This is a genomic window from Pseudomonas sp. NPDC078700 (genome assembly GCF_044542375.1).
GTDB lineage: Bacteria > Pseudomonadota > Gammaproteobacteria > Pseudomonadales > Pseudomonadaceae > Aquipseudomonas.
Genome location: NZ_JBITUI010000002.1, coordinates 82,116 through 98,367 on the forward strand (window position 1 = coordinate 82,116; position 16,252 = coordinate 98,367).

General features: G+C 51.7%; 13 protein-coding genes and 1 tRNA gene. 4 read left to right on the forward strand and 10 right to left on the reverse strand.

The features are described from left to right. Window positions 1–294 precede the first annotated feature (294 nt). Window positions 295–762 (forward strand): hypothetical protein, encoded by a 468-nt coding sequence (locus ACIGCM_RS06245; RefSeq protein WP_397501184.1) that lies wholly within the window; start codon window positions 295–297, stop codon window positions 760–762. Between the two features lie 201 nt (window positions 763–963). On the opposite strand, the gene ACIGCM_RS06250 is transcribed toward ACIGCM_RS06245, so the two are convergent. From ACIGCM_RS06250 to ACIGCM_RS06290, 9 genes are all read right to left on the reverse strand, one after another. Beyond that, the gene (locus ACIGCM_RS06250; protein WP_397501185.1) at window positions 964–1,722 is read right to left on the reverse strand and encodes an HNH endonuclease; all 759 of its coding nucleotides are present in this window, start codon (window positions 1,720–1,722) and stop codon (window positions 964–966) included. Beyond that, entirely contained in the window at window positions 1,719–3,038 is a 1,320-nt protein-coding gene (locus ACIGCM_RS06255) for an AAA family ATPase (RefSeq protein WP_397501186.1), read from the reverse strand. The genes ACIGCM_RS06250 and ACIGCM_RS06255 overlap by 4 nt, the downstream gene beginning before the upstream one ends. Window positions 3,039–3,346: 308 nt before the next feature. Further along, entirely contained in the window at window positions 3,347–5,842 is a 2,496-nt protein-coding gene (locus ACIGCM_RS06260; RefSeq protein WP_397501187.1) for a S8 family peptidase, read from the reverse strand. A 44-nt stretch (window positions 5,843–5,886) separates the two neighbouring features. Next, a complete protein-coding gene (locus ACIGCM_RS06265) occupies window positions 5,887–6,909 on the reverse strand; it encodes an AAA family ATPase (protein WP_397501188.1) in 1,023 nt (340 codons plus the stop codon). A 411-nt stretch (window positions 6,910–7,320) separates the two neighbouring features. Beyond that, window positions 7,321–7,449 (reverse strand): hypothetical protein, encoded by a 129-nt coding sequence (locus ACIGCM_RS06270; RefSeq protein WP_397501189.1) that lies wholly within the window; start codon window positions 7,447–7,449, stop codon window positions 7,321–7,323. A gap of 124 nt (window positions 7,450–7,573) precedes the next feature. Beyond that, the gene (locus ACIGCM_RS06275; protein ID WP_397501190.1) at window positions 7,574–8,176 is read right to left on the reverse strand and encodes a hypothetical protein; all 603 of its coding nucleotides are present in this window, start codon (window positions 8,174–8,176) and stop codon (window positions 7,574–7,576) included. Between the two features lie 274 nt (window positions 8,177–8,450). Continuing rightward, a complete protein-coding gene (locus ACIGCM_RS06280) occupies window positions 8,451–9,614 on the reverse strand; it encodes a hypothetical protein (protein ID WP_397501191.1) in 1,164 nt (387 codons plus the stop codon). Window positions 9,615–9,616: 2 nt separating this feature from the next. Next, the gene (locus ACIGCM_RS06285; protein WP_397501192.1) at window positions 9,617–10,852 is read right to left on the reverse strand and encodes a tyrosine-type recombinase/integrase; all 1,236 of its coding nucleotides are present in this window, start codon (window positions 10,850–10,852) and stop codon (window positions 9,617–9,619) included. Window positions 10,853–11,018: 166 nt separating this feature from the next. Next, window positions 11,019–11,095: transfer RNA gene (locus tag ACIGCM_RS06290), tRNA-Arg, on the reverse strand. A 369-nt stretch (window positions 11,096–11,464) separates the two neighbouring features. Between ACIGCM_RS06290 and gabD the strand changes: the two genes are divergently transcribed. Further along, entirely contained in the window at window positions 11,465–12,913 is a 1,449-nt protein-coding gene (gene gabD, locus ACIGCM_RS06295; RefSeq protein ID WP_397501193.1) for an NADP-dependent succinate-semialdehyde dehydrogenase, read from the forward strand. A 207-nt stretch (window positions 12,914–13,120) separates the two neighbouring features. After that, complete coding sequence (gabT, locus tag ACIGCM_RS06300) at window positions 13,121–14,401, forward strand: 4-aminobutyrate--2-oxoglutarate transaminase (RefSeq protein WP_397501194.1); 1,281 nt, start codon at window positions 13,121–13,123, stop codon at window positions 14,399–14,401. Between the two features lie 308 nt (window positions 14,402–14,709). On the opposite strand, the gene ACIGCM_RS06305 is transcribed toward gabT, so the two are convergent. Continuing rightward, window positions 14,710–15,126 (reverse strand): hypothetical protein, encoded by a 417-nt coding sequence (locus tag ACIGCM_RS06305; protein WP_397501195.1) that lies wholly within the window; start codon window positions 15,124–15,126, stop codon window positions 14,710–14,712. A gap of 155 nt (window positions 15,127–15,281) precedes the next feature. Here ACIGCM_RS06305 and arsS point away from each other — a divergent pair, with 155 nt between their 5' ends. Beyond that, on the forward strand, window positions 15,282–16,250 hold the full coding sequence (gene arsS, locus ACIGCM_RS06310) for an arsenosugar biosynthesis radical SAM (seleno)protein ArsS (protein ID WP_397501196.1): 969 nt from the start codon (window positions 15,282–15,284) through the stop codon (window positions 16,248–16,250). Window positions 16,251–16,252 lie beyond the last annotated feature (2 nt).

Consider the following 16,252-nt stretch of genomic DNA (forward strand, 5'->3'; position numbering starts at 1 on the left):
GCTGCAGAACTCACAGAGCATCTTGCTGCCTGCCTGCCTGCCTGCCTGCCTGCCGATCGCTTTCGTCTTTGGCGATGACTATGCAGATGAGCTTGAGGGCGACTTGGCCAAATAGTGCAATTAAGGGCATATTTGGCTCGAATAAGAAAAAAATCCCCGCCTGCTCTCAGGTGGAGCAGTTGCCCTGCAAGGGTCATTAGCTGTAACTGAAATGCTCGCGGGTGAGCTTCTTCTGGCCGCATGAGGCCATCCATATACGATGTTTTACGTCTACCACAAGAAGGTTAGTGATCAATGGTTGCACTGCGTTATTCGAACAGCTCTACCTCTGACAATGTGCGCGTTCTCTTGGACATTATTAGAGATCCTAAGTGTGACAGGGTTACCTTGTTCGGTACAGTTCGAGAGGTTCCCGCTCCTGGTGAGCAAGACCCGAATATGCCATTGGTGGCAGCTACTGTGGTTTACTCAATCCCAGGTATCGATCAGATCCAGGTGGTTTTTGATGGCGAGTTCCTGACCGCTGTCCGCTATCCGCGTTACTTGGAGGTGCGTGATCTTCTGGATGTCGCTGTGGCCGCCGGGAATGTCTACTTCAGTGGGGAGAGGGCGCCACTTACCAAGGCTCTTTCACCAGAGCATGCGGCGATGGTACTGGGGGATCTGGGCGACTTGAAACTGCTTGATGCGGGCTCTAGGGCGAGCTACTTCTCACTACTTAGTGGCTTGACAGAGCAGCAGTTGGTTGAGGTTTTCAAGTAGGTCTATTCAAATGTGAAATGGCACTGAGTTGACTAGTCAATTGCATTCCAACTGACCGCGCGTTGCCTTTGACTTGGCCAACGCGCATTGTATTTACGACCTGACCCGACAAGTGATGGGCTCAGTGAGACATCCGGCTCCTTGACGAAGAAAGGGTAATCGGCAGCATCGAAGTAACTACAAGTTCACCATATCAAGTCGCTACAAGCCAAATTGCACAGTTATACGCCGGTAGTTTTCAAAGGCACCTTGCTTCACTGCATCAATAATCACAATGATCTGTGCCTCGGTCAGTTGGCGAAATGCGGGACGTGCACGGCGGATAATCTTCGCAAGCGCAGGTATATCAAGCTGTGTGTTATCGCTGATCAGACTCATGATCGCAGCGTGGTGGTTTTTCGAAGCATGAGCGACTTCATACAAGCGCCTGGCCTCAACCGTAGCTAGCATGTTGAGCCTACATACATCGATCACGGCTTTGCCTCTGGCCTGCGCGGCAGCATCGCCTTTTTCTCGGAACAGAAAGCCAGCGACCTGTTCGATATGATCGCTGTACCGGTGAATGTAAGGGTGAATCCAGAGGAAGTCCTGTGCCAACAGTGGATAACTTTCTGCAGGCTGCAAGCCGCGTGCAAGCACGTCATGGTTCTTTTTCAGCCAGTTACAACGTTTGCAGGCTGCTACAAGATTCACGTGCTCGTAGGTAAAACGCGCCATTCCAGGCTGTGCCTTGGCGACGACATGATCAATCTCATTTCGGCCCAGTTCAGTGGCCAGTTGTCGCCGACAATAGGCGCAGCGGTAGGCCTGTACGCGCAGGAGGTAGTTCCTCACAGAATCGCGAACCAGCTTTAAATTGGCCTTGGACCATTCGGTATGCTTGCCCTTGAAATATTTGCTGATCAACGTCTGCTCAGAAGCGCTCCAGCGTTTGCGCTTTAAGATGTCGAACCCAGTCATGGACCAACCTTTTTACTGACCAACTCCTGCACTGATGTAAAGATGGCGCGTACCGGATCCCCCTCCGGAAGCTTGGCCACGGTCGGCTCGATTTCCTTGAGTAATCGCTTGATCGGTTGGGTGTGTTGCTTGATACCTTGCGCTACCAGTTTCAGCAGATTGTCCATTTGCCCCACAAAGGCGGATCCGCGGGTACTATGCAATTCAAATTTGCGCTCAAGGATGTCGTTCGATTGCCACCCCTCCGGAATTTCTTCGAATTCTGCTGAAAGCTCACCCGTGGCAGGATGGCGGCGCAGCACAATCAATTCTGAGGAAAACTCGGCAGATGAGCCGCATAGCAAGGGAGAATGAGTGGCGAGCAATACATGGCAACCCGACACATCGGCCATGGCCTGACTGAGACAATCCACATAATCCCGCTGCCAGGAAGGATGCAAGGCACTTTCCGGCTCGTCAATGAGAACTAGTGCATCATCCCTTACTTTCAAAGCGAGGGTGACGAGCGAAGAGAACAATCCCCATTGCCCTGCACTATAGTCCTCGGGGTTAAGCGCTCGCTCTGCGCGCGAATTATGTCGGCGAACCTGTAACAATCTATGTCGTATAGCGATATCGATTAATGGGGTCTCGGGAATGCAATCACCGGTTAGTAGATCGACTTCAAAAGTCCAAAGATTTTTCCCGCCTCTCTCAAGCAGCTTTTCAAGCTCTTCCAGCAACCCATTACTGCGTAGATATTCAATATCTGCCAGCTTGGTTTTATTGGCGCCCTCTTCATTTAGGAAATCATTTAATAATGCACCGCGCCTTCCGCTTCCTATATCCGGGCGTAGAACAATTGCGAATCGACTGGGAATGGAAGTGCGTGAACTCATTTGTTCGATGAAGTGACTCAGGCTGGAAGTGCGTTGCCTGTTCGTTAAGGCGGCGGTTACCAGTGCGCTGAGGCTTTGATTGCGGCTGATAATGTTCTGGTTATGTCGCGGACCGATATATTCGTATTCATCGATTTCATAACGCGAACGCGACCTGATATTCGTTCGAGATTTGGTAGGGAAACGGTCATTGGGAATGGCCGATAGTGCAATCACACCGACGGGTGTACGGTCAAACTTCACCTGCGGCAAGCTTTTCAGGGGGGTAAAGTTAGAAGCATTGATTTCGTCGAGAGCCGTATCTAAAAAACCACGCAACAAGGTGCTTTTCTGAGTGCCGTTGACTCCTAGGAGCATAGTCAGCCGGTTCCCTTTTCCAGCCTTGTATGGAATTTTTACCTTTGCGCCTGACGGCAAGTCGAACGATTTTATCAGCACGTCTGTTACCTCTCCTTGGACACTACGCATGACTGGCGCAGAGCGGAAATATCGATGATATCACCGTGCCTTTATGCAAATACAATTCTTCGCCCCACGGCACAAGGGTCCTCATCCCATGCTGCGCGCTCCATTTATAACTCTGGCTAGGGCTACCCGTGTTTCTGCTTAATGGCGTTGGAAAACTCTGAATCGCGCCTAATTTGCTAGACACTCAATGACCGCTTCTGGTCAATTTGAAGCCATTCAACTTCTCGACTTTCATCCACTAATTTTATTAACGGCAGCCACGCGCAGTTTAAAATGAGTTAGACCAAGATATCAGGCTCAATGGAAGCCGCTATCAAGTTGGAAATTTCCGTGTAAAGCCGCACATCTTCGCCCTCGGATGAGATAGATACCACTAGACTATACCTAGCTTGAGAGTTGTATTTTCCTAGATGATGACGATAGCGCCACCAACCGGAAACCGGTGATATTGCAATTTTATCTCTCGCCGCCAAGTCGATCGCGGGGCCCACCCAGACATCGCTGTGAACTGATCCCGCAGAAACATGCTTCGAGCCAAACGTCCAGTTATCATCACTCTCTGTCTTTGGAGGTTTTTGCTCAAGAGATTCTAGCTTGTTTATTCGGTGGCGGAATGCGGGCTCCGTTTCTGATTTTCGCTTCAAATCGAACCGCAGTCCAAACGATTGGTATCGAGCGGGTACGACCTGTGCTAACTCGCTGGGGCTCGGCTCTACAAAGTACGACAAGGTTATTTTCAACTGAACAATACGATTCTCAAGACGCTCCAGCTCTGCTTTTGGCCAAGGCAGATCATAATAGTGGACTTCATTGAAATGAGGGTCACCGCTTTCTTTTCCTCGGGCATCACAGCCCTTCATAAAGGGCTGGATATGAGCCTCGGAAATGAGAGCCAAGTCTTGCTCAGCCGACGCGAGGGCACGTGCTAATTGCGGAACTCCATAACCAAAATGCCGAGCAAGCAAGATCCGCTCCTTTTTAGTCTTACCCCGTAGCTTTCCAAGCATAGCCGGTGTCCATTGCGCACTATGGATCATCAGCGCTCGAACTGTTTCTGGCCAAAAGTAAGGGTGCTCTGCCATGATAGCAGCGGCCATCCCCGCTGCTTGGGCAGTTGCGGAGCTAGTAGCCCAAAACTCTTCAATCAGATTTCGGGTGAAGTGCTTACCAGTTGTCAAGATCGACAGTGCTGGAACACCTGAGTAGAACTGTTGGCCATCGGGGCTCAAAGCTTTATTACCAGCTTCGAAAACAACCTCAGGTTTTATTGGGCAGCGGCTGTGTTCCCAATCTACCGATGATCGGCTATAAGGACTATGGTCACCAGCCTCCGCAAATGTACCCCATCCCTCATATCCAGGCTGCCCATCCAAGTCAGTTTTATTGGTGAAGCCGCCTACCGCTATCGCGTTCCAAGATTGCGCAGGATCTTCGATTGGAAAATCGTATGGGTCGGCTACGTCCTCAGGATTTGTTGTGTCGGGAATGTTGCCTGCCGAAAGAATAAAAAGGCGTTTTGGGCCTGGATGACCTGCATCATCGATATCACCGATCATGGTGCCAGAACATACCTGGTCGATCGCTGAGCTCCAAGTTGTCGGGCGTTCGCCGGAGACATCCTCATTCGACACAGCCATACAGAACACTCGGCTTCTATTTGGAGCTTTGGTCTCTGCTAGACTGACGGCTGACTGAGTAATAATTCCATAACTTGCAGGGGTATTACGCGCCCATCCAGGTGGGGGTAAGAATTTTATAGACTCCAGCTTATAATTAAGTACTAAGTCTCTCAGATCAGCCATCGCATAGGTCATGTCACCAAACAAAGCTGCACCCGCCATATTAGTGCCATGCCCGTTATGATCATCGCTCCCCCATTCTTCGTTTATTGCTTGGCAATCATCTGCGTGCAATGCTGGTTGCAACAATGGATGAGCGGAGCTTACTCCATTATCTAAAATGCAGACTGCGGGGCTATTACTGCTGGGCGCGAGAATTCGTCTGAGTAAATCCCTACTCCAATCCTGTTGGTCTCGAGGCGCTAACCTTGTAAAGAAGTGCGGGCTATCAGAAGCGCGGCGCAGCTCTTGGATGCCGCAAGAATTATCCACCAACATCGAAACCTCAACCGCGTTCGCATAAATTAGCAATACCACAGCGTCGGGAAAAATGAGCGTGTTCTCATTAATTCTCAGCTTAAGCTTGGCCGCTATGCGTCGTACGAGGTCGACTTGAGTGGAGTTGCACCAACACTCCCACCATAGCTGTTGCGTACTATTGGGGAAGGGTCGAGAATCAGTCCATAGGCTCTGCACGGAGCCAAGAGAAAAATAGTTGAGTGAAGAAAATCTCGAATCATTCTTCGGTTTGCCTCCAGGTGTTCTCTCCTCGGCATACTCAACGAGTTTTTGATCAAAAAAAGATACCGAGTTTTCAGGGAGGTACAGTGCCCCAACGGTGACACCGTCCTCTAGGACACGCAGAGCTGACAGCCGGATGTTTTGAGTTTTCCAATTCAAGTCAGGCGGATTAGCACCCGCCTCAATCTCTACATCAATGTAGATAGCACGCGAGCTTTCGCTAATTTCATTACTGAAATAGCCGTTCTGCCCCGAATGAGCCGTGATAGAGAGGTCAAACCTCTCACGAAGGTATCGCCCATGTCCTGCCTCTCGCTCATTGGAAGCAGAACTCATGTCCATCTGCCTTTTTTTATAAGGCTGGCCGGATTTAAATTTCTCAAATCTGAAGTGTGGGAGTTCGTACGACGCCATGTTGGAGTTTTTCCATAAATCCAGTGCCCAAGACGCTTAAGGTATTAGCCAGGGCTTATACCTACAAGAGTATCTTTGAGTACATGCCTTTGCTGAAGCGCAGCCATTATTTGTTCTAGAGTTGCCTGCTTAGCATCGCGGAGAATCAAATCCTTAATGACTTCAGACATGGCCCGGCTGATCTCGGCTTGACTCAGGCCGGAGGCTACGGTGCCGATCTTGACCCATGGTAATCTCTTCGGCAGATATGTATGCATACACATCTCTATGACGGCTTTTACGCCTTTAGCATCCGGCAGAGCATATTCAATCACTTCGTCAAAACGTCGAAAAAGCGCTTTATCAAGCAACTCTGGATGATTAGTGGTTGCCACCACTAGACTATCCGTACTGTTAGGCTCTTCTAAAAACTGAAGAAAAGAGTTCAGAACGCGGCGCATTTCGCCGACATCATTGTCGGCGTTACGCCGCCCCCCAATCGCATCAAATTCATCGAAAAGGTAAACGGCCCTTACTGTGTTGAGATGATCAAAAATCAAACGGAGCTTGGACGCTGTTTCGCCCATGTACCTGGTGATCAGTGTTTCTAGGCGAATGGTAAATAGAGGCAGTTGGAGCTCGCCTGCTAATACGGACGCAGTTAAAGTTTTACCGGCGCCGGGTGGCCCTACTAGCAATATGCGCGAGCTAGGGGGCATGCCATGTGCTCTCAGCTTGTCCCGCTGGCGCTGTTGGTGGATCAATCTCTTGAGACGGTTGCTCTTTGACTCATCTAGAATCAACTCTTGGAGCTGAGTTCTGGGGTAGGCAACCGATAGAAGGTTTTCCAAGTCACCGCGCGGTTTAGAGATCGGAATCGCGACCGGCTCAGAGCGAAGCGCCTGATTAGATTTGTTCTGACCACGTTTACGTGCAGTATCAACGAGGGTTTTCAGCTCAGCCGCAATATCACTCCTACCGCGTCTAGCTTCAGCGGCGGCAACCTGCAAGGCTATCGAGAGGAATTGCTCCTCATCACCTTGGTTGTGGCTGCTCAGAAGAGCAATGATTTGTTGGGCCGTAGCCATTTGAGCGATTTCCCTATCCTAGTCAGCGGGCCACTGCGTTCGTTAGCATTCTAGTCTATTCACCCTTGCTTGGCCTACTTACGCCCATCTGATTACCCTCTTAAAGCTGCTCCATCAATCCGAGCGTCTGCAGAGTGTCGATTTCAGCAGGTTACGACAGGCAGCTATTGGCCGATTCTGTTGAAAAGTCAGCTTTGAGCTTCACAGCAAAAAAGTACGCGCTGGAGATTGAAGTCTTTACTTTGTGCAGAGAGGGTTCCGAGCTCAGATTTCGCATAGCTGCGAGCAGAACAGGGGGGCAGCAGCCAATATGCGGGCAGTCAGGAAGGACTGACTTTTTCAACACAATCGGCCGTTATCCGTTGTTCACGATAGACATAGCAGGGCGGTTTGCCTATCTCTATCGTGGCTTCATTGCAGTGCGCCAGTACGCTGGGCTCTGGCATTACGCCGTGCCAAGGCTTTTGCTCGGCGGATACGACGCCATACTTTTGGAAGCTCCTCAAGCGGGGCGATGCCTAGACGGACCGACCAATACACACATGCTCTTGTATTGCGTAACAGAAGTCGCTCGCCCCTATCGTGTAATTCCAGCAGCTCTGTGATGAAGCGGTAGAACGCTATATTGCTCAGGAACTGGTCGTCCATCCACTCTAACAGTGCCTCACAAATCTGCTTTACTCCAACGAGTATGACTGCGCCGGGTAGTACGCAAACGGCGAATGGCAGCACGATAGAGAGCCATAGCTGAACGATTAAGTCCCATGTATCTACTAGAAACTGCTCCAGGTCTGCAAAAATCGTTTCTCTGGAAAGGCGCGATGACGATACCGACCAAGATAGCTACAAAGCCTGTCAGGTATGCGGCGAAGTTACCAGGTGAGGGTAGTTTGAAGAAACCTTTGGCCCGGAGCATCAAAGGCTCCTGTGCCCTGATCTTAAGCTCTCGTCGCCACTCCCACTCCTCAATGAGGTGCTTGGCCAAAGCACGCAAATCACCCTCATGAGCGAAGGTAGTACGTAGATGGGCATGCTTTTCTTTGGCTAAGGTGACGTGCGGTGTCCTGAAGTGCACACGCTTGGCGGCCGGGTGAAGTATGCGATACCGACGTTCAGCGCCTTGGAAGTAGACCTGTATAAGGCTGAACATCATCGGCACCTCGTAAACCAGCAGCCAAGCCTGATCGCTCGTACCGAGTAGATATGTGCTTTGAGTTAAACGCAGGTACAGGTCGAAGAACAGCAACCCCAAAATGAGTATTGCCAATCCAATAGTCAGCCATAGCTAGGGAAGAAAGCGCGTAGAAGACAGCTGTGCGAAACGTTTTTCGGTAATAGCGGATTTTGTCGGCGATCGCTTCCATGTGATTTCTCTGTCACTAATATGTTGGTGATAAGCACTTTGGCACGCTGGGGCTTTGTGTGTATTGGTCTAGTTGCCACTGGCCAACATCGGGTAGAAGAGGTGACAGTCAAGCCGAGAGCAGGGGTAAGGAAAGGCAGGTCGCGGTGTTAAGCCCAGCTAGGTACAGGTAAAAGCTTTACTCTTCTTTTTTTGCTGCTGGGTATAAGCCTTCAGTACGTAACTGCTTTCTAACTGTAGGCGCTGACCTGCCTAAGGACTCTATTAGTCGAGTAACTAAATCAGAGTACGATATTTCAGGTTCTGACTGCCGGATTTTTCTAGCAGCGTTGCATGTTTTTAGCGCGTCTTCGGCAGCCTCACTTTTTTTAGTAGCGCCCCCTTTAGTGCCACCCTTGCTAGCGTTTTTGATCAGCGGTGCTTTTATCGCAGCCTGTTGCTTGTCAGTAAATCTGTAGCCACTGGCAGCGCTGTCCAAGCTCTCAATCTTCTTGTGAGCTGCTGCAATAAATAGCAGTTCTGAAGCCTTACTCATATATTCAGCGTGCGTAAGGCGAGCGTCCGTTTCTATGTACCTTTGTTCAAACCGTATTGCTTCGAATCTAAGGTTTCGCTCAGTGGGTGTAATCAGCATTCTGTCACGCAGGTCCATGGTCAGTGCGTCAGCTAAGCTGTTTTGCCAACCATAAAGTTCATTCAATCCTTCCATTGCGAGCAGTAGAGCATAGCTGGCAAGTAGTAGAGAATCGCTCAGCTCTGTGTCGTAGTAACCGCAAGCATTGCGGACGGTGGAGGCGATTGCATCTTGGTCGCTAAATTCAGCGGTTTGAATTATTGAGTCCAGTTTTTCCCATACTTTGCGGCAGACTTCGCGGGTACGCTCATGGTAGACGCAGTCGTAGTCTTGCCACCAGAAAGCTAGAGCCGCCCTCATCAAGTCAATGCTTGATGCAATTGTGAAAGCCAGCTCGTCATGGACAGGCAGTTTTACAAGGTGTAGCTCGAAGTCTTCAAGGTTTACAAGTGTGGGGTCCAGGTACATCCCGGCGACAAATATCCATTCATCGTGCTCATCAGAACTCTGCCCCTGCGTCCCGGTGTCATCAAGTGTATCCGCGACCAAGTGCAGTTTATGGCCGCTCAATACCTTGCCTTCAGGTGAAGTCAGGGGCAGTGGTTCTGGATCTGATGAATTACACCATTGGTGTATATCTGAGTTGGTGTATGGCTCTTTTGGTGACTGTGTAGTTTTGCTGGAGGCCCCGTCATTGCTGGGTTCTAGCGTTTCGATTACACCTTTTACACTAATTACACCGGTTTTTTGGGGAGGTAGGTTATCCATCACTAAAGCGCCTTATTGAATTGGCCTTGCACGACGTTACCTTGCTCAAGCTCATCCAGATAGTCGGCATACCATTGCATCATTGTTCGGCGTTGTTCTATGTAGATAGCTTTGTTGTAAACGCCGGATACGCCATCCTCAACGTGGGAGAGTTGAGCCTCAACGTGATCTTTTTCAAAACCATTTTCACGCAGCGTGGTGGACGCAATATGACGGAAACCATGTCCCGTCTGCCTGCCTGCATACCCCATGCGTCGAAGGGCCATATTAAAAGTCATATTGCTGCGGGGTTGAGTATTGTCGTTACGGCCGGGGAACAATAGGGAATAGGCACCGGTAATCTTGTGTAGTTGCTCTAGTGCCACCAGAACTTGGCGAGAGAGTGGCACTGTGTGTGGTCGACGTTTTTTCATCCGCTCGGCAGGTATCAGCCATAGCTTTGTCTTTAGATTGAACTCATTCCAGCGGGCCTCGCGTAGTTCACTGGGTCTTACACCGGTAAGCATCAGTATGCGTAGACCAAGGCGCACATCTAGTGCATGAGGGTAAGCTGCAATGGCCCGAAGTAGTGTGGGTAGTTCGTGGGCTGTGACGTGTGCATAGTTCTCAGCAGGCTTCGACTGAAGAAAGCGGGCAAGTCCTTCAACTGGATTATGTACGGTGCGCCCGGTGGCGCGAGCAAGGTCATAAATTTCTTTACAGGAAGCGCGTACTCGCCCCATCTGTTCAATGATGCCTTGCCTTTCCATGCCTTGAAGAAGCTCCATCCACTCAATAGGGAGGATACTGGCATACAAGCGTCGGCCAAACACTGGGAGTACATGAAGCTTTAGGGCGCCAATGGTGCGTGTAGCGGTACTAGGCGCCCAGCGTTTCCGGCGAATCTCAATCCACTCAAGGGCGAGTGCTTCAAAAGTACTGTTGGCTGCTTCTTGCTCTGAGGCTTTACGAGCGTGCTTAGCTGTTAGTGGGCTGACTCCATCGGCTGCATCGGCTCGCAGATCGGCAGCTTTCTGCCTGGCACCTGCTCCGCTTACTTCGGGATAGCTACCCAAGCCAAGCCATGACCATTTACCGTCTGGTTTTTTGTAACGCAGTTCCCAAGACTTGCCGCCGTTAGGTTTAACTCGGAAATAAAGTCCTTGGCCGTCATGCTCCCTGTAAGCCGTCTTTTCTGGCTCTAGCCCAGACAGCGTGGTGTCTGCCAGTGGTCGACGCTTAATATCGCAGCGCTTCATGCTTGTATGCCTCTGGTTCGATTTTTTTGCCAGCATACAAGGCGGCATACATGAAGGGAAGTTATAGGGGTAGACAGGCATATAAAGCCAGAAACAAGAAAGCCCGCACAGGGCGGGCTTTTCAGGGTGTTTCGTAGACCGTCAGAGACAGGTTGAAACAGCTATTTGGCGCACCAGGCGGGATTCGAACCCACGACCCCTGCCTTCGGAGGGCAGTACTCTATCCAGCTGAGCTACTGGTGCGTTGCGGGCGCAATGATACGCATCTAGCTCGCGGGCGTCCATTGCCTTGGTTTGTTCGTGATTCTGAACAAATTCTGAGCGACCGGTAGTGCTTTGTCGATTAACTGATAAAAATTTGCCTAAATCGTTAATTTTTTCGAACAGACTATTGCCCTTTACCCCTTACGACCCTAGGATTCGTTTGAGATTTCAAACGCAAACCCTGAATCCAATCGGAACTCGACAACAGGATGTCGTTCGAAACCTTTTATAGGTCAGGGTTATGCTTGGTCCGCGCGGCCATTCGACCGCCATATTTTCGTATTGGGCACACGCCCAGGCTCCCATAACAACCTTCCGGCCTTTAGTGCCGGTACGAAGGAGACTGCCATGCAATTGCAAGACACTCAGCTATTTCGTCAGCAGGCTTATATCGATGGTGCCTGGCTGGACGCGGATAGCGGCCAGACCATTAAGGTGACTAACCCTGCGACCGGCGAGACGTTGGGCACTGTGCCAAAAATGGGCGCAGCCGAAACCCGTCGTGCGATCGAAGCCGCTGAGAAAGCATTGCCGGCTTGGCGTGCACTCACCGCCAAGGAGCGCGCCAACAAGCTGCGCCGTTGGTTCGAGTTGCTGATCGAGAATCAGGACGACCTGGGCCGTCTGATGACGCTAGAGCAGGGCAAGCCACTGGCTGAAGCCAAAGGTGAGATTGCCTATGCAGCGTCGTTTATCGAGTGGTTTGCTGAAGAAGCCAAGCGCGTTTATGGCGATGTGATTCCTGGCCATCAGCCAGACAAACGTCTGATCGTGATGAAGCAGCCGATTGGTGTGACCGCTGCGATTACGCCGTGGAACTTCCCGGCGGCGATGATTACCCGTAAAGCAGGCCCGGCGCTGGCTGCAGGCTGCACTATGGTGATCAAACCGGCTTCGCAGACGCCATTCTCGGCATTGGCGCTGGTTGAATTGGCTGAGCGCGCAGGTATTCCAAAAGGCGTGCTGAGTGTTGTGACCGGCAGCGCCGGCGATATCGGTGGCGAGCTGACCAGCAACCCAATCGTACGCAAGCTGTCGTTCACGGGCTCGACCGAAATTGGTCGTCAGCTGATGGCTGAGTGCGCCAAAGACATCAAAAAGGTGTCGCTGGAACTGGGCGGAAACGCACCATTTATCGTGTTTGATGATGCTGATCTCGACGCAGCTGTTGAAGGTGCAATCGTTTCCAAGTACCGCAACAACGGTCAGACCTGTGTTTGCGCCAACCGTCTGTATGTGCAAGACAGCGTTTACGATGCCTTCGCTGACAAGCTCAAGGCAGCTGTTGCCAAGCTCAATATTGGTGATGGCCTGACTGAAGGCACCACCACAGGCCCGCTGATTGATGATAAAGCAGTGGCCAAGGTGCAAGAGCACATTGAAGATGCAGTGAGCAAAGGGGCCAAGGTGCTGACTGGCGGTAAGCCGCACAGCAAAGGTGGCACCTTCTTCGAGCCGACTATTTTGGTTGATGTGCCGCTAAATGCTGCTGTCGCCAAAGAAGAAACCTTCGGTCCGTTGGCACCTCTGTTCCGCTTTAAAGATGAAGCTGAAGTGATCGCCATGTCCAACGATACCGAGTTTGGTCTGGCTTCATATTTCTATGCCCGTGATTTGAGCCGTGTGTTCCGTGTTGCTGAGGCGCTGGAATATGGCATGGTCGGCGTCAACACCGGTTTGATCTCGAACGAGGTTGCACCTTTCGGAGGCATCAAGGCTTCCGGTCTGGGTCGCGAAGGTTCCAAGTACGGTATTGAAGACTATCTGGAAATCAAATACCTGTGCCTGAGCGTCTAATCCTTAAGCGTGCCGTTTGATGGCGCGGGTGGTGGCCGAAGAGTTAACTGACAAGAGTCAGCCGGATTCTTTAGCCATTCACTATTTGCATTAAACAACCCTGTAACCGGGGAGGGCGTAGCAGTCGATCATCGTATGCTGCTGCGTTTGTCTCCGGTTGCGCAGTCCTTGAACCACGCCGCGCGATGAGCGGCGAATGAGGAAGACATGAGCAAGACAAACGAATCATTGATGCAACGCCGTACCGCTGCTGTTCCACGTGGCGTTGGCCAGATCCACCCGATTTTTGCTGAAAAAGCTGAAAACGCGACGGTAACCGACGTTGAAGGCCGCGAGTTTATCGACTTCGCTGGCGGTATTGCCGTGTTGAACACCGGCCACCTGCATCCAAAAATCGTTGCCGCTGTGCAAGAACAGCTGACCAAGCTGTCCCACACCTGCTTCCAGGTACTGGCCTACGAGCCTTACGTTGAAGTGTGCGAGAAAATCAACGCCAAGGTGCCGGGTGATTTCGACAAGAAAACCCTGCTGGTCACCACCGGTTCAGAAGCCGTAGAAAACGCGGTGAAGATCGCTCGCGCTGCCACGGGTCGCGCTGGCGTGATTGCCTTCACTGGCGGTTACCACGGTCGCACCATGATGACCCTGGGCCTGACCGGTAAGGTCGTACCTTACTCCGCTGGCATGGGTTTGATGCCGGGCGGTGTTTTCCGCGCTCAATACCCGTGTGAAATGCATGGTGTGAGCACCGATGATGCGATCGCCAGCATTGAACGCATCTTCAAGAACGATGCTGAGCCAGCAGACATTGCCGCGATCATCATTGAGCCGGTACAAGGCGAAGGTGGCTTCTACGTTGCGCCGAAGGATTTCATGAAGCGTCTGCGTGCCCTGTGCGATCAGCACGGCATTCTATTGATTGCTGACGAAGTCCAAACCGGCGCTGGCCGTACCGGTACTTTCTTTGCGATGGAGCAGATGGGCGTTACCCCTGACCTGACCACTTTCGCCAAGTCGATTGCCGGTGGTTTCCCGCTGGCAGGCGTGTGCGGTAAAGCTGAATACATGGACGCTATCGCTCCAGGCGGTCTGGGCGGCACTTATGCCGGTAGCCCGATTGCTTGCGCTGCCGCTCTGGCTGTCATTGAAGTGTTTGAAGAAGAGAACCTGCTGGACCGCAGCAAAGCTGTGGGCGAGCGTCTGGTGACTGGCCTCAAAGCCATTCAGGCCAAGCACAAGGCTATCGGTGATGTGCGTGCTCTGGGTTCGATGATCGCAGTTGAGTTGTTTGAAGACGGCGATCACCATAAACCGGCCGCTGCGCTGGTTGGTCAAGTCGTTGCCAAGGCCCGCGACAAAGGTTTGATCCTGCTGTCATGCGGTACCTACGGCAACGTGTTGCGCGTGCTGGTACCGCTGACTGCTGAGGATGCACTGCTGGACAAAGGCTTGGCGATTATCGCTGAGTGTTTTGACGAGCTGGCATAAGCCATAGCTGAAATTAAAAGGCTCGTTTTGGCGACCCGCTCGGCGGGTCGCCAAGGCGGGCTTTTTTGCATCTGTAGGGAGGGCAACGCTTCATCTGTCCGCCATTGTATGGGTCAAAATTCCGGTTACGAGTCGCGCGCGTGGTCACACAAAAGCCACCATCAACGGCCACAAATATCTGCGACCGTCAAAGCCATGGTGGGCAAGCTTCGCGTTGCCGCACCCTACCAAAGCCACCATCTTCACCGGCACATTCGCTTATCTGCTAACCCGTGGTCCACGCTTCGCATTGCCTTGCGTGTAAGTTTTCAACGACTGATAAAGGTCTTCGCAAAGACCAGGGTGCCCACGCCCCACGCGGCATTGACTAGGAAACCGATGATAAAACGTCCCGGCAACTGGGCCATGTCGAAGCCCATGCCTTTGAGTGGGAAAACCACCAGCAGAGCGACTAGAGTTAACGCAATACCGCCGAATAACAGGCCTTTGATCCATGGCTGTGGTTGCCGTGCATCCCAACGCAACACGCTGAGCATCACGATCGCCCAAACGCCACCCCAGAATGAAGCGGATATCAGCGCCGGAATACCCAGCGGTTGGGTCGCTGCCATATTAAACGGCGCAAACGGCACAATACCGGTGGCGTGCAACATGCCGAGAATCGGTTGATGGAAAAAAGGTACGGCGAGAAAACCTGCAAGAAAGAACAAGGTAATGCGCAGCATAGGTGTCTCCTCGGAGTAGCGTGATTAACCAGTGCGGAATGTGTCCAAGCTTTGTATAACACTAGAGTAAGTTAAAAGCCTGGGCTGACTGTAACAAAGGCTGGGCAAAAAGCTCTAACACTCATACTTTTCATTGGGGTCTTCCTGTGCACGCGATGTTACCGCTCCTCAACGCCTTAGCCTTTCCCGCGATAACGCGCGGTGAGCTTGAGGCTTTGCAGGTCAACCTAACGTATGTGTGTAACCAGCGCTGCCTGCATTGCCATGTAAATGCAGGCCCGACACGTACTGAGTCAATGACCGATGAAAGCCTTGCGCTGTTGCATCAGGTGATTGACGCACATCCTGTCCATACGCTTGACCTGACCGGTGGTGCGCCGGAAATGCATCCGCGTTTTCGCGAGATTGTCGTGCATGCGCGCCGTGAAGGTTTGCGGGTTATTGATCGCTGCAATCTGACCATTCTCAGCGAGCCGGGTTATGAAGACCTCGCCCAGTTTTTGGCTGCACATCAGGTCGAAATCAGTGCCTCGATGCCCTGTTACTCCCGTGACAATGTCGACAAGCAGCGTGGCGATGGCGTCTTCGATGCCAGCATCATTGGCCTGCAAAAACTCAATGCGCTCGGTTATGGCCAAGAATGCAGTGGTCTGATCCTGAATCTGGTGTACAACCCGCAAGGCGCGAGCCTACCGCCACCCCAGCAAGCACTTGAGGCTGACTACAAGCGTCATTTGGTTGAGGATTTCGGTATTGTTTTTAACCACCTGCTGACGATCACCAACCAGCCAATCGCACGCTTTGGCAGCACCTTGGTCAGTAAAGGTCAGTTCAATAATTACATGCAGTTGTTGCGCGACAGTTATCGCCCCGAGAACGTCGAAGGTTTGATGTGTCGCTCGCTGGTTAGCGTTGACTGGCAAGGCTATTTGTATGACTGCGACTTCAACCAGATGCTTGATTTACCCCTGCAGTTGCAACACCAGGTTATCAGCCGTGAGCGTACGCACCTGAGTGATCTGCTCAAAGCGACGCTGGCTGGCAACAGGATCGTAACCCGTGATCATTGCTTCGCTTGTACCGCTGGACAGGGGTCCAGCTGTGGCGGCGCGCTCAATTCCTAAGG